At 72.4% G+C, this 15,378-nt stretch carries 14 protein-coding genes; 9 read left to right on the top strand and 5 right to left on the bottom strand.

Annotated features, from left to right (window positions below; translation table 11 throughout):
• Positions 1-143: 143 nt before the first annotated feature.
• The 4 genes from N4G66_RS39690 to sigJ all read left to right on the top strand — a co-directional run bounded on the left by N4G66_RS39690 (position 144) and on the right by sigJ (position 3,738).
• Positions 144-1,445 carry an alpha/beta hydrolase gene (locus N4G66_RS39690; protein WP_261709165.1) on the top strand — a complete coding sequence of 434 codons (1,302 nt, stop codon included), beginning with the start codon at positions 144-146 and terminating at the stop codon, positions 1,443-1,445.
• 141 nt (positions 1,446-1,586) lie between these two features.
• A complete protein-coding gene (locus N4G66_RS39695) occupies positions 1,587-1,868 on the top strand; it encodes a hypothetical protein (protein ID WP_261709166.1) in 282 nt (93 codons plus the stop codon).
• Positions 1,869-1,948: 80 nt separating this feature from the next.
• Positions 1,949-2,782, top strand: a complete 834-nt coding sequence (locus tag N4G66_RS39700; protein WP_261709167.1) for an enoyl-CoA hydratase/isomerase family protein — start codon at positions 1,949-1,951, stop codon at positions 2,780-2,782.
• Between the two features lie 50 nt (positions 2,783-2,832).
• Positions 2,833-3,738 carry an RNA polymerase sigma factor SigJ gene (gene sigJ, locus N4G66_RS39705; RefSeq protein WP_261709168.1) on the top strand — a complete coding sequence of 302 codons (906 nt, stop codon included), beginning with the start codon at positions 2,833-2,835 and terminating at the stop codon, positions 3,736-3,738.
• Positions 3,739-3,741: 3 nt separating this feature from the next.
• Here the strand turns inward: sigJ and N4G66_RS39710 are convergent, their stop codons facing one another.
• On the bottom strand, positions 3,742-4,722 hold the full coding sequence (locus N4G66_RS39710; protein WP_261709169.1) for an SDR family oxidoreductase: 981 nt from the start codon (positions 4,720-4,722) through the stop codon (positions 3,742-3,744).
• 127 nt (positions 4,723-4,849) lie between these two features.
• Between N4G66_RS39710 and N4G66_RS39715 the strand changes: the two genes are divergently transcribed.
• Positions 4,850-5,695, top strand: a complete 846-nt coding sequence (locus N4G66_RS39715) for a pentapeptide repeat-containing protein (RefSeq protein WP_261709170.1) — start codon at positions 4,850-4,852, stop codon at positions 5,693-5,695.
• A 243-nt stretch (positions 5,696-5,938) separates the two neighbouring features.
• Here N4G66_RS39715 and N4G66_RS39720 read toward each other — a convergent pair whose 3' ends face one another.
• Positions 5,939-7,420, bottom strand: coding sequence for a cytochrome P450 (locus tag N4G66_RS39720; protein WP_261709171.1), 1,482 nt, complete (start codon positions 7,418-7,420; stop codon positions 5,939-5,941).
• 108 nt (positions 7,421-7,528) lie between these two features.
• On the opposite strand from N4G66_RS39720, the gene N4G66_RS39725 reads away from it, so the two are divergent.
• Together N4G66_RS39725 and N4G66_RS39730 are read left to right on the top strand one after the other, a co-directional pair.
• Positions 7,529-8,137, top strand: a complete 609-nt coding sequence (locus N4G66_RS39725; protein ID WP_261709172.1) for a TetR/AcrR family transcriptional regulator — start codon at positions 7,529-7,531, stop codon at positions 8,135-8,137.
• A 138-nt stretch (positions 8,138-8,275) separates the two neighbouring features.
• Positions 8,276-9,001, top strand: a complete 726-nt coding sequence (locus N4G66_RS39730; RefSeq protein WP_261709173.1) for a DUF2470 domain-containing protein — start codon at positions 8,276-8,278, stop codon at positions 8,999-9,001.
• Here the strand turns inward: N4G66_RS39730 and N4G66_RS39735 are convergent.
• On the bottom strand, positions 8,969-10,216 hold the full coding sequence (locus tag N4G66_RS39735) for a lactonase family protein (RefSeq protein WP_261709174.1): 1,248 nt from the start codon (positions 10,214-10,216) through the stop codon (positions 8,969-8,971). The two genes, N4G66_RS39730 and N4G66_RS39735, sit on opposite strands and share 33 nt — an antisense overlap.
• A gap of 300 nt (positions 10,217-10,516) precedes the next feature.
• Here N4G66_RS39735 and N4G66_RS39740 point away from each other — a divergent pair, with 300 nt between their 5' ends.
• Positions 10,517-12,154 carry a transposase gene (locus N4G66_RS39740; RefSeq protein WP_261709175.1) on the top strand — a complete coding sequence of 546 codons (1,638 nt, stop codon included), beginning with the start codon at positions 10,517-10,519 and terminating at the stop codon, positions 12,152-12,154.
• Between the two features lie 9 nt (positions 12,155-12,163).
• Here the strand turns inward: N4G66_RS39740 and N4G66_RS39745 are convergent, their stop codons facing one another.
• Together N4G66_RS39745 and N4G66_RS39750 are read right to left on the bottom strand one after the other, a co-directional pair.
• Positions 12,164-13,234, bottom strand: coding sequence for a hypothetical protein (locus N4G66_RS39745; protein WP_261709176.1), 1,071 nt, complete (start codon positions 13,232-13,234; stop codon positions 12,164-12,166).
• 87 nt (positions 13,235-13,321) lie between these two features.
• Entirely contained in the window at positions 13,322-14,584 is a 1,263-nt protein-coding gene (locus N4G66_RS39750) for an FUSC family protein (RefSeq protein ID WP_261709177.1), read from the bottom strand.
• Between the two features lie 118 nt (positions 14,585-14,702).
• Here N4G66_RS39750 and N4G66_RS39755 point away from each other — a divergent pair, with 118 nt between their 5' ends.
• On the top strand, positions 14,703-15,308 hold the full coding sequence (locus tag N4G66_RS39755; protein ID WP_261709178.1) for a TIGR03086 family metal-binding protein: 606 nt from the start codon (positions 14,703-14,705) through the stop codon (positions 15,306-15,308).
• The last annotated feature ends 70 nt before the right edge of the window (positions 15,309-15,378 follow it).

The following is a 15,378-nucleotide window of genomic DNA, read 5'->3' on the forward strand; positions in this document are numbered from 1 at the left end:
TAGAGCCGTGTCAAGTTGACCTCCCGGCCACGGCCTGCTGAGTCACTGTTCAGTTCATTTTCTTGATCCCCGGGCCGCGGAGCCCGGGGAGGATGTGCTCAACTGGGACGCAGCCTGGAATCCGTAACGTCTCGGGAGCCCTGTTGACCGTCAGCTACCGCCAGCCCGGTGTCGTCCTCACCGACCACCGCTTCACCGTGCCTCTCGACCACGACCACCCGGCGGGCGAGAGCATCGAACTGTTCGCCCGCGAGGTCGTCGCGAGCGACAAGGCGCACCAGACCCTGCCCTGGATGGTCTACCTCCAAGGTGGCCCCGGCTTCGGGGCGAATCGTTTCGTCGGCCGTCAGGCCTGGCTCGACCGGGCCCTGAAGGACTTCCGTGTGCTGCTGCTCGACCAGCGCGGCACCGGACTCTCGACGGCCGCCAACCGGCAGACGCTCCCGCTGCGCGGCGGCCCCCGCGAGCAGGCCGACTACCTCGCGCTCTTCCGCGCCGACTCCATCGTCCGGGACTGCGAGGCCATCCGGCCCTCACTCACCGGCGGAGCGCCCTGGACGGTCCTCGGTCAGAGCTTCGGCGGCTTCTGCACCGTGCACTACCTGTCCAGCGCCCCCGAGGGGCTGAGCGCCGCCGTCGTCACCGGCGGCCTGCCCACCCTCGACGGACACGCGGACGACGTCTACCGCGCCGCGTACCCCCGCATCGAACGCAAGGTCGCCGCGCATTACGCGCGCTACCCGCAGGACGTCGAGCGCGCCCGACGGATCGCGGAGCACCTGCTCCAGCACGAGCCGGTCCTGAGCGGCGGCTACCGCCTGACCGTCGAGGCGTTCCAGTCGCTCGGCATCCTCCTCGGCGGCAGCGACGGCAGCCACCGCCTCCACTACCTGCTGGAGGACGCCTTCGTCCGCACCCCGCAGGGCCCGGCACTCTCCGACGCCTTCCAGGAGGACGTCCAGGGGCTGCTCTCGTTCGCGGGACACCCCCTGTACGCGCTGGTCCACGAGGCCTGCTACGCCCAGGGCGGCCGCCCCACCGCCTGGTCCGCCGAACGCGTGCGCGCCGAGTTCCCGCAGTTCGACGCGGCCAAGACCCTCGCGGACGACGGACCGCTGCTGTTCACCGGCGAGTCCGTGCACCCCTGGATGTTCGAGACCGACCCGGCGCTGCGCCCGCTGCGGGAGACCGCGGAGGAACTGGCCGCCCGCACCGACTGGGCGCCGCTGTACGACCCGGCCCGCCTCGCCGTGAACGAGGTGCCGGTCGCGGCGGCGGTCTACCACGACGACATGTACGTCGACGCGGAGCACTCCCTGCGCACCGCGCGTGCCGTCCGGGGCCTGCGCACCTGGGTGACCGACGAGTTCGAGCACGACGGGGTACGGGCCGGGGGCCCGCGTGTCCTGGACCGGCTGCTGGCGCTCACCCGCGACGAGGTCTGACAGGTCCGCACCCCGCGCCGTCCGGCCCCGTCGACGGGTTCCGCCGGACGGCGCAGCCGTGTCCGGCACCGGTCGCCGACGACCGGACGCGGACATAGCGTCGCAGGCGACATGGAGTCGTCTGCGGATCGAGGGACCGGCATGACTGTTCTGGTGCAGAACCAGAGTGCGGCGTGGAACCAGAAGCTCTACGACACCATTTTCGAGCGGGTGATCCCGGACCGCGCGAAACCACCCGCCGGGCTCGTCGCCCACTACAGCGCGCCCCTCGCGTCGGGCGGCTTCCAGGTCGTCGACGTATGGGAGTCGGAGGACGCCTACCGGCGGTTCGAGGCGGAGGTCATCGCGCCCGCCGCGCAGGACCTCGGCCTGCCTCCGTTCGACACGACGGTGGTCGAGATCCACAACTCCCTCGTCGTGTAACGGCGTTCCCCGAACCCTTCATCCGGTAAGCGGCGCCTCCTAGGATTCTGACGGTCTGTCAGAATCTTGAGGGGGTACGGATGATCGACACCGCGCGTACGGACATCCCGGCCGGCGAGGAGCGGCTGCGCCTCGACGCCGAGGGCGGGATCGGCGTCCTCACCCTGTGCCGTCCGGCGAAGCTCAACGCGTGGAGCTGGGAGTCCACACGCCAGCTCGGCCTGCTCGCCGACCGGATCCGCTTCGACGCGTCGATCCGGGTGGTCCTGCTGCGGGCCGAGGGACGCGCCTTCTGCGCGGGGATCGACGTGAGCGCCCCGGGTGGCGCGATCACCGGCCGCTCGGCTGCCGAGCGCGCCCGCGCCTACTACGAGGGCATCCGCTGGGCCCACGAGCGCTTCGCGGCCTTCGCACGGCTGCCGCAGCCCGTCGTTGCCGCCGTCCAGGGCTACTGCCTCGGCTTCGGGTTCGAACTGGCGTTGATGGCGGACATCAGGATCGCCTCCCGCGACGCCGTGTTCGCCCTGCCCGAGGCCCAGTTGGGGCTCGCCGTCGACGCCGGCGGGGATCTGCGGATCGCGCGCGAGGCGGGCGCGGGGTGGGCGAAGTTCCTCGCGCTGACCGGGAGGCGGCTGGACGCGACGACGGCCGAACGTCTGCATCTCGTCCAACTCGTCGCGGAGGAAGGCGAACTGGACGAGACGGCCCGAACCGTCGCCGCCGAGATCGCGGCGAACGGTCCGCTCGCCGTACAGGGCGTCAAGCACGACATCGACGCGTACGCCGACGCCGGTCTCACCGCCGCCCTCGACCGGACCGCCCTGTCGGCCGCGCTCACCCTGACCTCCGACGACGCGGCGGAGGGATACGCGGCCAAGGGCGCCCGCCGCGCGCCGCGTTTCGAGGGAAAGTGACCGACGTGTTTTGATCGGTCACTGTTCCGTACGACGAGGCAGGGGGACCGATGAACGACAGCGAACTCCTCGCGGACCGGTTCGAGGAGCACCGGGGGCGTCTGCGCGCGGTGGCCTACCGGATGCTCGGATCGCTCAGCGAAGCGGACGACGCCGTTCAGGAGACCTGGCTGAAGCTCGGCCGCACCGACCCGGGCGAGATCAGGAACCTGGGCGGCTGGCTGACCACCGTGGCCGGCCGGGTGTGCCTGGACATGCTGCGCTCGCGCGCCGCCCGCCGCGAGGACCCCCTGGAGTCCTCCGGCACCTTCGTCCCCGACCCCGTCGTCAGCCCCCTGGACCGGATCGACCCCGAGCAGGAGGTGCTGCTCGCCGACTCGGTCGGGCTCGCCCTGCTCGTGGTCCTGGAGACGCTGGAGCCCGCCGAGCGGCTCGCCTTCGTGCTGCACGACATGTTCGCCGTGCCGTTCGACGACATCGCGCCCGTCGTGGGCCGTTCCCCGGCCGCAACCCGTCAGCTCGCCAGCCGGGCGCGCCGCCGCGTCAAGGCGGCTGCCCCCGAGCCCGAGCGGGACGTCGTGCGGCAGCGTGAGGTCCTCGACGCCTTCCTCGCGGCTTCCCGCGGCGGGGACTTCGAGGCCCTCGTCGCCGTCCTCGACCCCGATGTCGTGCTGCGCGCCGACGCGGGTCCGAAGGCCGGCGGCGCGGCCGTGTCCAGGCTGGTCCGGGGCGCCGAGACGGTGGCCCGGCAGGCGCTCGCCTTCGCGCGGTTCGCGGCGACCTCCCGGCTCGTCCAGGTCAACGGGGAGGCGGGTGTCGTCGCGCTCGTCGACGGCCGGCCGCAATCGGTCATGGGCGTCACCGTCGTCGACGGCAGGATCGTCGCGATGCACATCCTCGCCGACCCCGACCGGATCGCCCGGCTCGACCTCGCGGGGGAGAGGGCGGGGGAGTGAGGATCAGCCGGTGAAGGGACCACGCCCCAACTGGTCCCGCACCGGTGTGACCGGCGGGCTGACGAGCCCCCTGCGCTGCCAGTTCGCGCCGTCCACCACCAGGGTGTGACCGGTGATGAAACGGGCGTAGGGGGACGCCAGGAAGGTGGCGGCCCAGCCGAGTTCACGGGGTGCGCCGACACGCAGCGCGGGCTGACGCCGGCCGAGAGCGTCGCGCTGCCCGCCGTTCTCGTTGTCCTGGTCGCCGTCCGGACCGTTCTCGCCGTTCTCGTTGTCAGGACTGCCGTCCGGGCCGTCGCCACTGTCCGCGTCGGCCGCGGCCCGTGCCAGGTTGCCGCGGATGTCGTCGGTCATGTCCTCGTGCGGCATCAGCCCCGGCACCAGACCGTTGACCTGGATGCCGTACGGGCCCCACTCCACGGCCAGTGTCCGCACGAGGCTCTCCACGCCCGCCTTGGCCGCCGCGCTGTGCGCGAACCCGGGGCCGCCCGTCCAGGCGTAGGACGCGCCGACGTCGATGACCGACCCCGGTGTGCCCGCGGCCAGATGCCGTCTCCCGAACTCACGGGTCATCAGAAACGTTCCCGTGAGGGTGATGTCGACGACCGCCTGCCAGGCGTTGGGGGACAAGTCCTCCGTGGGGACAGGGAAGTTGGCGGCCGCGTTGTTGACCAGCACGTCGGGCAGCGCGCACCCGTCGAACACCTCGGAGATGCGCTTCGGGTCCCGGATGTCGCAGACGGCGGACGTCACCCGCGTGCCCAGTTTCGCCAACTCCGCTCGGGCGGGCGCGAGATGCCGCTCACGACGGCTGACGATCAGCAGATCGGCCCCCAGCCGGGCGAACTCCGCCGCGATCGCCCTCCCGAGTCCGGTGCCGCCACCGGTGACCAGCACGAGCGAGCCGTCGTACGTCCCGGCCGGCAGGGCGCTCGCGCCCAGCGGGGGAGGAGAAGGGAGGCCGGGGAACGCTGTGGAATCCATGGCGGACTCGATACCCGGTGCGCTGTCAAACATCCAGACAAGGACAGCAAGGATCACCGCGCGAAAGGTCCGGTCGTCAAGTCGGCGCAGTTCAGGGGCGTGTCACCGACTCAGTAGGCTGAGGACCATGCAAGAAGACGGCAGCACGCACCCGGACCCACGCCTCGAACTGCGGGCCGACTGCGGTCAGTGCTTCGGACTGTGCTGTGTCGCCCTGCCCTTCGCCCGCTCGGCCGACTTCGCGATCGACAAGGGCGCGGGCGAGCCCTGCCCGAATCTGGAGAGCGACTTCCGGTGCGGCATCCACACCCGGCTGCGGCGGACGGGCTTCACGGGCTGCACGGTCTACGACTGCTTCGGCGCCGGGCAGCGGGTCTCCCGGATGACCTTCGGCGGCGTGGACTGGCGCTCGGGGTCCAAGGAGCGCGCCCGGCAGATGTTCGACGTGTTTCCCGTCGTACGCCACCTTCATGAACTGCTCTGGTACTTGAACGAGGCGCTGACGCTCCCTGCTGCGCGGCCGGTTCACGCCGACGTCCGGCGCTTGCTCGCCACGACGGAGCGGCTCGCGGGACAAACCCCCGAGGAACTGGGCACGTTGGACCTGGACGCGCACCGGCAGGAGGTGAGCGAATTGCTCCTGCGGACCAGTGAGCTCGTACGGGCCGGGGCCGGCGGGGGCGGGAAGAAGGACCAGCGCGGTGCCGATCTGATGGGCGCCCGCCTCAAGGGTGTCGACCTGCGGGGCGCGAGTCTGCGTGGCGCCCTCCTCATAGCCGCCGATCTCACCGGGGCGGATCTGCGCGGCGCCGATCTGAGCGGTGCCGACCTCCGGGACACCGATCTGACCGACGCCGATCTGAGCGGGGTCTTCTTCCTCACCCAGCCGCAGCTGAACGCGGCCCGGGGCAGCGCCGGCACCCGGCTCCCCCGATCGGTCGGCCGCCCGGGACACTGGACCTCCCGGGGCTGAGGGCGAGGACGCGCCCGAGCCGGGAGCGGCCGAGCGGTACCTCGCTCGGCAGTGGACTCGCCCCGGGCAGGCGGCATGGCCTGTGCGCGGGAGCCGGGACCATGGCCTGTGCCCGGGGGCTGGGGGTCTGGCCTGTGCCCGGCCCCCGGGAGCCTGGCCTGTGCACGGGACCATGGCCTGTGCCCGGCCCTGGGAGCCTGGCCTCACTCGGCCTCACTCGGCCTCACTCGGCCTCACTCGGCCTCACTCGGCCGCGCGGGCCAGCGTCGCCTCCCGCCCCGGGACCACCGGCGTACGCCGTTCGAGGTGCAGGCGCAGGCCCTCCGGCATCAGGGTCAGCCGCTCGGCCACCCGCAGCCGGTAGCCGGGCTCGGGCCGCAGGTCGTAGCGGCGCAGCAGCAGGCCGAGGACCAGCGTCGCCTCGTGCAGCGCGAACTGGCGGCCGATACAGGCGCGCGCCCCGGTGCCGAACGGCTTGAAGGTGTGCGCGGGCCGGGCCCGTACCGCCTTCGCGTCGAAGCGGTCCGGGGCGAAGTCCTCGGCGTCGGCGCCCCACACCTGCGGGTCCCGGTGCAGCATCGCGGTGAGGACCAGTGCCCATGCCCCCTGCCGCATCGGGTGGACACCGCCGAGCAGGGTGTCGTGCCGGGCCTCGCGTGCGAACGCCGGTGCCGTCGGCCACAGGCGCAGCGACTCGTCGAGGACCCGGCGGACGTGACGGAGCTTGGCGACCTGTTCGTAGCCCGGCCGCTCCGTGCCGCCCCAGACGCGGTCGACCTCGGCGCGTGCGCGGGCGGCGACGTCCGGGTGCCGGGCGAGGTAGTGCAGGGCGAAGGAGAGAGCGCCCGAGGTGGTCTCGTGGCCGGCGATCAGGAAGGTGATGACCTGGCGGCGGATGTTCTCGGGGGTGAGCCGCTCCCCGGTCTCGGGGTGCGCGGTCCGGAGCATGCGGTCGAGCAGGTCGCCCTCGCCGCTGGCGGACCGGCGGGAGGCCACTACCGCGTCGACCGTGCGATTGAGGTAGGCCATGTCCGCCGCGTTGCGCCGGGAGGCGCTCCGCAGCAGAAGCGGAGCCAGCGGGACCGGGACGACGTTGAGGCGCTGCGCGTAGGTCAGCGTGCCCACCATCGCGTTCACGAAGGGGTGCGGCCGGGAGCGCTCGAAGGAGGCGAAGTCATGGCCGAAGCCGGTCCTGGCGATCGTCTCCAGCGTCAGCTTCGTCATGTCGCCGGGCACGTCCACCGCGCGGCCCGCAGCCTGCTCGCGGTCCCAGCGGTCCGTCAGCCGCTCGGTCACATCCAGCATCATCGGGTGGTAGCCCTCCATGGCCTCGCGGCTGAAACCGGGGGCGAGGACGTCGTGCGCCAACTGCCAGTTGGGCTCGTGGTTGTAGGCGGTGAACAGCCCGTCCCCGGCGACCGGACGGAGATTGGCGACCCCCAGGCCCACGTGCTTCGCGAACCGCGACTCGTCGGCCAGTTCGGCGGCGAGATCGGCGCCCCAGACGAAGACGATCTCGTTGCGGAAGGCCCTGCGCCGGAAGATCGGGCCGAGCTGCCGCCCGAACTTCATGGAGTCCTGCAGGGGTGAGCGGACGTTGGCGCCGATCACATCACCGACCAGGGGCACGCGGCGCGGCGGGTGCGGGATGCGGTGCAGCTCCGGCCAGCCCAGTTCCGCGCTGCGGAACCCCTTGGGCAGCGCGGCCTCCGTGGTCTCCGCCATGACGCCATCTCCCTTGTTTCCCGAGCAGGTTGACTCTGTTGTACGCGAGTTCAATAGCGGCGTTCAGTCTGATCCCGTTGTTGAACCGACGTCAAGTAAAGTGCGGGCATGACCGGGAAGCAGGGGGAGCGTGCGCGTCGGCGGCTCAGCACCGAGGAGCGCCGGGAGCAGCTGCTGTCGGTCGGCGCCCGCCTGTTCTCGGAGAGTCCGTACGACGACGTGTGGATCGAGCGGGTCGCCGAGATCGCCGGAGTCTCGCGCGGTCTGCTGTACCACTACTTCCCGACGAAGCGGGACTTCTTCGCCGCCGTCGTCGAGCGGGAGAGCGGGCGGATGCTGCGGATGACCGCGGCGGTGCCCGGCGTTCCGGTGCGCGAGCAGCTCGGCGCGGGCCTGGACACCTTCCTCGGGTACGTGGAGGAGCACGCGCACGGGTTCCGTGCCTTCCACCGCGCCGACGCGGCCGGCGACCAGGCCGTGCGCAGGGTCTATCGACAGGCCCTGGCCGCACAGGAGATGCAGATCCTTCAGGCGCTGGCCGCGGATCCCGAGCTCGGCCGGGCGTCCGAGGACCGTCTTGAACTGCGTGTCGCCGTCCGCGGGTGGCTGGCCTTCACCACGGCGGTGTGTCTGGAGTGGCTCAGGGGTGCGGACCTGACCCGCGACCAGGTACGGGACCTGTGCGCGCGGGCCCTGCTCGGTGCGATCGCGCCCTGAGGCGCACTCTGTCGGGTGGCCGCGATTCCCCGTTCGGCGGCCCTGGGCCCATGGCCGGGTTCCCCGCCGGGCGAGGCGTGGTTGGCGTACGCCCCGACCTTCGATACCTTAGGTAAGCCTTACCTAAGGAGGAAGCTGATGGCTGACCGTCACACCTGGACGGCCGCGCCCGCCGCGGCGGAGCACGCCCGCTCGGTGCTCGCCGCGGCCTGGTCCTGCTCGGTGACCGCGGAAGGCGGCCGGGAGGAGTTCGTCGGCGCGCACACCGTCGCCGCCGACGGCCGGGTGCTCCTGCACGTGCCGGAGGACAGCGCCCTGCTCGCCGCCGCCATCTGCTCGCCGCGCGGAGAGCCGTCCGCCGTCCTGGAGTTCGCCGATGTCGCGCCGGTTCCCGTACGGAACCGGATCCGGGCCCGGCTCTGGCTCGCCGGCTGGTTCGTCCCCGAGGACGGGCATCTGTCGTTCCGCCCGACCCGCGCGGTGCTCCGCCGGTCCGGCGGGACCGTGGTCGTCGGCCTGGACGAACTGGCCGACGCCGAGCCCGACCCGCTCGCCCTCGCCGAGGCCCAGCTGCTCACCCATCTCGCCGATGCCCATCCGGACGCCGTCGAGCGGCTCACCCGCCTCGTCGAACCGGACAGCCTGCACGGCGCGGTGCGCGTCCAGCCCCTCGCCGTCGACCGCCACGGACTCACCCTGCGCATCGAGCGGCTGCGCGGCAACGGCGACGTACGCCTGCCGTTCCACGCGCCCGCCGACGACGTCTCCCAGCTCACCGAGCGCATGCACGTCCTGCTCACGCAGGCGAGCGTCGCCGCCTGCCCCCGCCCGCTACAGCGGCAGCGCACAGACCGCGACGGGTGAGGCGAACGGCGCGCCCACGCGCCGGAGTTCACCGCTCCCGTCGTCGACCTGGAAGACGGTGACCGTGCCCGACCGCTGGTTCGCCGCGAACAGCAGCCGTCCGTCCGGAGAGAACGCGATGTGGCGCGGGAAGTCGCCGCCGACCGGCACCGTGTCCAGCAGCCGCAGTCGGGCGCCGTCCGCCTCGATCGCGTACCGCGTCAGGCTGTTGTGGCCCCGGTTGGCGAGAAAGGCGTACGAGCCGTTCGACGTCACCAGGAGCTGTGCCGGGTAGCTTGTGCCGCTGCCCGTGCCCGTGGACTGCGGCTCACCCACCGTGAGGCGGCCGGTCGCCGGGTCGTAGCCGCAGACCGTCACCGTGTTGTCGACCTCGTTGGCGAGGTAGGAGTACCGGCCGCCGGGGTGGAACGTGAGATGGCGCGGGCCCGCGCCCGGCTTCGTCCGTGCCCGGGACACCTCGGTGAGCGCGCCCCTGGTCTCGTCGAGGCGATAGGTGTACACCGTGTCGGTGCCCAGGTCGACGGCGAGCAGGTGCCCGTCGTCCGGGCCGGTGATGAACTGGTGGGCGTGCGGGCCCTGCTGGCCCGGTCCGGGCGCCGGGCTCGAGTGCGTGACCAGATCGGTGCGCTCGCCGAGCGCTCCGGATGCGTCGATGGGGTGCACCGCGACGCTCCCCGACGCGTAGTTCGCGCTGAGCAGCCAGCGGCCGCCCGGATGTACGGACAGATGGCAGGGCCCCGCGCCACCGGTGGAGCGACTGCCGAGGACCTGTGTTCCCGGGAGGCGCACGGCCGTCACCGCGCCCGCGGTCTGCTCGTCGACGGCGTACAGCGTGCGGCCGTCCGGATGCACCGCGAGGAAGGACGGGTTGTCGACGCCCGTCACGACACCACCGCCGGTGATCGCGCCGGTCGCCGCGTCGTACGTGGCCAGACCGATCCCCTTCCCGGCGCCGTCGCCCGACGTGTACGTGCCGAGGAACAGCGGGCGGGGGCCGGAGCGGGGCGACGGGGACGAGGACGTCGACGGAGTCGCCGAGGGGGAGGGGTCCGCCGGCGGCGCCTTCGGGAGCGGCGTCGCCCCGGCGGGGTCGGCCCGCGGAGCCGCCGGTGCCGGGACCGCCGTGATCGCGGCGGCGCCCGCCAGCGCGCCGACGAAGCGGCGCCTGGTCCAGCCGCCGCCCGCGCCGCGCGACGGCTCTGCACCACTGCTCATGCCTGCACCTCGGGGTGTCGGTTGCCTCGGCTGTGACAGTCACCTTGGCGTGCGACACCCCGGAAGTGCAAGAACGGCAATACGCGTTGCGCTGGATGCAACGCCGGGGGTTGGCAACTGCTGCCCTTTGACTGCGCGTGAGGGTGTTCTGGTGTGCACGGGTGAGTGCCGGTGACGTTTGTCTGCATGGGGTGCGGATGGGAACGGGAGTTCTTGTCTCGAAGGGGTGACCTTTGCGGATGGTGGTCGTTGGGTGGGGTGACGGGGAGGTTGGGCCGGTTTGGGCTGGGGGTGAGCGGGTTGGGTGGTGCGGGCGGGTTGCGGGTGGTGGGGGCGTCGTTCGTGGTGCCCGGCCCGTCGGGTGTGGCGGTCCGGGACCGGCTCAAGGCCCTGACGGTCGAGGACGAGACGGTGCTGCGGCTGGTCGGCGACCACCTGGGTTCGCTGGCGTCGGCGGATCTCAAGTTGCGGTGCGCGGCTGGCCTGGAGCACGACAACGAGGCGTGGGCGTCGCGTAAGCGGGAGCTGACCGGGCTGTCGTCGTCGCGGTGGGCGGGAGCGTTGACGAAGGCCACGCATGACCAGTGGGCGCTGGCCCGGCGCGGCCAGGGGGCGCACATCCGGCAGCTCGAGGCCGGTGTCGGCACGATCCGGCACCGGTTGTCGCTCCCGCTCGGCGAGAAGGGGAGTAAGCGGGCGGCGGGTGGTTATCGCAGTCGGCGGGAGTGGCATGCCAAGACGCGTCGGCTGCACGTGTTGGAGAATCGGCTGGAGCGGGCGCGGGCCGACTGGGCGGCCGGCCGGGTGCGGGTGGTGCGGGGCGGAAAACGGCTGCTGAACACTCGCCACCACCTGGAACAGGCCCAACTCACCGAGGAGGCGTGGCGTGCGCGGTGGGAGGCGTCGCGCCGGTTTGTGCAGGCGGACGGCGAGTCCGGGAAGCGGTACGGCAACGAGACCATCCGCATCAGCCCCGACGGCCAGGTCAGCATCAAACTCCCGGCCCCGCTCGCCCACCTCGCCAACACGGCGCACGGCCGCTACGTCCTCACCGCCCGCGTCGCATTCGCACACCGCGGTGAGACATGGCGGGACCGGGTCGGGGCGAACCGGGCGGTGGCCTACCGCATCCACGAAGACGTCCAGCGCAACCGCTGGTACCTGACCGCCTCCTGGACCATCCCACCCGCCCAGACGGTGCCCCTGACCGCTGTCCGGACAGGCGGCCTGATCGGCGTGGACACCAACGCCGATCACCTGGCCGCCTGGCGGCTGGACCAGCATGGCAACCCGGTCGGTGCCCCGCGCCGCTTCGACTATGACCTGTCCGGCACCGCCGACCACCGCGACGCCCAGGTACGCCACGCCCTGACCCGCCTGCTGCACTGGGCCAGGCGCCATCACCTCGCCATCGCCGTCGAGGACCTCGACTTCACCACCGAGACCAGCCGGGAGAAGCACGGCCGCCGAAAAAAGTTCCGCAAGCTGATCTCCGGCATGCCCGTCGCCCGGCTGCGCGCCCGCCTGGTGTCGATGGTGACCGAACTCGGCATCCCGCTGGTCGCGGTCGACCCCGCCTACACCAGCAGGTGGGGCGCCCAGCACTGGCAAAAACCCCTCACCAGCACCACCAGAAAGACCACCCGCCACGACGCTGCCGCCGTGGCCATCGGAAGGCGCGCCCTGGGGCATCCGATCCGGCGTCGGACGGCACCGCCCCGTACCCACCAGAGTGATGGGTACGGGCATCGGACCGTCCAGGCCCGACCGGGCTCCCCGGGGCGTGAGGAAACCCGCCCCCGCATTCCCGGACCACGGACACGATCCGTGCCGCCCGGACACGGAGCGAACGCGGGCAACCAGAACGCCCAACACCGTCCGGGGCGTTCGGCTGAGCAAGGGTTCTGGCAACAGGACTCACTCCCGCTCAGTCTCTAGGAACGGTTCCTACCAGTCGCCGTCCTCGACCGGCTTGCCCGGTGCGTCGCCGAGCGGCTTCACCTGATGGGGTGAGGGCTGCTGCCAGGGCTCGTGGTCGTCGCCCAGCCAGTCGCCGACCGGCTGCACCGGCCCCAGCTCGTCCGCGGGGGCCAGATCGGTGGCGTCCTGGTCGTAGTAGTCGAACCAGGGGAGCCCCGCGCGGGTGTACGCCGCACGGTCCACCGGGGACGGCGGCGGCGCCTCGCCGGTGATGCGGCGCCACTCCGGAGGCGTCACGAGATGGACGAACACGCGCCCGGCCGGCTCCTTGGCCCAGGCCTTCAGCGGCCGGTCGTCACGGTAGACCTCCTGGCGCATCGAACCGCCGACGCCGAGACCCATCGCCGGGGCGCTGCGCGGGCGGCCCGGAGCGGCTCCGGCGGCGGTGGGCGCGGCACCGGGTGCGGGCGGCGCGGCCATCATCGGCATGGCGCCGCCGTACGCGCCGACCGAGGGAGGCATCGGAGGCATCCGCAGGCGCTCCTCCGCCTTGCGGCGCTCCGCCTCGCGCCAGGCCGCGAGCTCCTTGGGCGCGAGCGGGAACGACTGGAGCTGGACACCGCCCCAGACCTCCTCGCCGGTGACCTGGCCTTCGACCGTCGCCCCCAGGCCCAGCGGCACGGCCACGAACTGGCGGACCGTGCCTTTGCCGGAGTTGATCCCGTCGAGCCATGGCTGGCGGGGGAGCACGACATAGTTCTGCGGGTCGCGGCCGAGCCGGGAACTCCACGGCTTCCCGGAGACGGCACACACCTTGCCCACACCGACCTGCAACGCGGCCGGCTCCGTCGTCCCGGCGAAACTCAGCCACATGGCCTCGCGCAGATACACCGGCAGCATCACACCGCCACGGGCCCGCCACTCGGCTGGCACCCGGTCCCCGTAGTCCTCGACGCGCCGGACGGGGAACTCGCCGAGCCCCGGCGGCAACGCGTGCGTGCCCGTCTCAGGGAGGCGCAGGGTCCGGATGAACCGCACCTGCACCCCGCCCGGCAGCCGCAACGCGTTCCCGTCGATCCGTACGGTGTCCTCGGTCATCCGCCCGCCCCCTCGTCGTCCAGCCGTCGGCGACGCCGTGCCGCTCACCGCTCCACCACGTCGTGCCGCGTCCTCACACGGAACTCGTCACTTAGAACGACTGGAAGCAGCCGAACGGTTCCGGTTCCGGCGCGGCAGCCGCGGCAGGCGAAGCCGACGCCGCAGCCGGGTGAGGCGCGGCCGGCGCTCGCGCTCCTCGGCGGCGCAACGGTCCAGCTCCTCCAGGAGCCGGCGGGTCCGGTGCTCGGTGTCGAGCTCGTCGATGATGCGGGTGACCTCGGTCAGGACGGAGCCGTGCAGCTGCCACTGGCTCGCGTCGCGCTGGACCTCTTCGAGGAACAGCTGGGCCAGTTTGTCGCGGGTGGCGGCGGCCGTGCCGAGTTCCGCGCTGAGCCGCTCCTCGGCGGACGCGGCGCTCCGGGCGACATCGGTGGTCACCAGCACCGCGAAGCTGACGATCGCGTCGCCGACCTCGGACAGCAGTTCCTCCAGTACGGCCCCCGCCTGCGGTTCGAACAGCGGTTGGGGCTCCCGCTCCTTGGCGAGGTCGGTGAGGCTGCGCGCGAGGACCCGCAGGACCACCGTGCAGATCTCCAGGGTGTCCAGGCCGGTGCGCAGCACGACCCGGTGCAGCAGCCCCTCGCTCACCCGCGGGTTGAGTTTCAGGCTGTCCTCGGCCTGCCGCAGGGCCGCGTCCACCCCGGCGATGTCGTGGTCGAGCCGGCGGGCCTCGTGCAGCCGCTCGGCCGCCACATGGAAGGGGGTGCGCCCGGCGGCCTCCTCGCCGATCCGCAGCATCAACTGCCGCACCCGGCGTGCCAGATCCTCGATGGACTCACCGGCGACGCCCACCCACACGGGTGGCGCGAGCACGAGGTTGCAGGCGAGCCCTACGACCGCTCCGATCAGGGTCTCCAGCACCCGGGCCCACGCGGTGTCGCCCACTCTGGTGACGCCGAGGACCAGCATGGCGCTGATGGCCACCTCGGGCACGAACTCGCTGACCCGGACCAGATGGCCCACCGCCAGCGAGGCGAGGATGATCAGGCCCAGACTCCACCAGGTCAGGCCCACGAGGCTGCTGAAGCCGATGGCGATGACGACACCCGCCACCACGGAGTTCACCCGGCGGACGGCGGTGGTGATCGTCGAGTACAGGGTGACCTGCACGACCAGCAGCGCGGTGAGGGGCGCGGTCAGCGGCGCGGGCTCCGGACTGAGATGGATGGCCACCACGTACGCGATCGTCGCGGCGGCCGTCGAACGAAGTGTCTGGACGACCACCGGCTCCCGGCGCCGCTCCACGATCTTCGCGACGGATGCCGTCCACTCACCACGTGCCTCTTGCATCCTTGGGGCCTTCCCGTTTCACAGGGGTACCGAACGTCTGATTGCGGACCGTACCTGTCCGCAAGGGGTCCTAGATTGATGGCATCAGCTGGTTCGGACGGCATCAGGAGGCACCGGAATGAGCGCAACGGGCACTGTCGAGGGCATCGAACTGCTGACGCGGGCGCACGACCGGCTGCGCGACGTGGTGGCGGGTGTACCGGAGGGCGCGTGGGGAGCGCCCACGCCGTGCGGCGAGTGGACGGTGCGCCAGGTGTTCAACCACGCGCGACTCGACCAGCAGGCGTACGGCGCGGCGATCACCGGCGCCGGGTGGCCCGACGCGGACCCCTTCCACCCCGTCGATGGCCTGGAGGGCGATGCGACGGCGGCGCTCGACAAGGTCCTCTCCGATGTCGTCGGTGTCTACGCGGGGTTGCCGGCCGACGCCGAGGAGGTGGCGACGCCGCTCGGGCCGCTGCCGTTCCGCGTGGCGGCCGCCGCGGCTGCCATGGACGCCGGCGTGCACGCCTGGGACATCGCCGCGGCGACCGGTCAGGCGTCCCCCCTCGACGACGATCTGGCCGAGGGCATCAGCCTCGCGGCGGACCGGCTGGCCGATCACCTCCGCGCGTCGTTCGGAGTGTTCGCCGCCGCGCGCGAGGTACCGGAGGGCGCCGGCCGCGCCGAGGCGCTGCTCGCCTTCCTGGGCCGTGACCCGCACTGGGCTCCTGCCGTTTCCTGACGAGCCCACGGTCGCCGTGTCCACGGGTCGCCGTGTCCACGGGTCGCTGTGCCCAGGGGGCGTCGTGCCC

Origin of the sequence: Streptomyces rhizosphaerihabitans, assembly GCF_025399795.1 — a bacterium.
In the GTDB taxonomy this organism is placed as follows: Bacteria; Actinomycetota; Actinomycetes; order Streptomycetales; family Streptomycetaceae; genus Streptomyces; species Streptomyces rhizosphaerihabitans.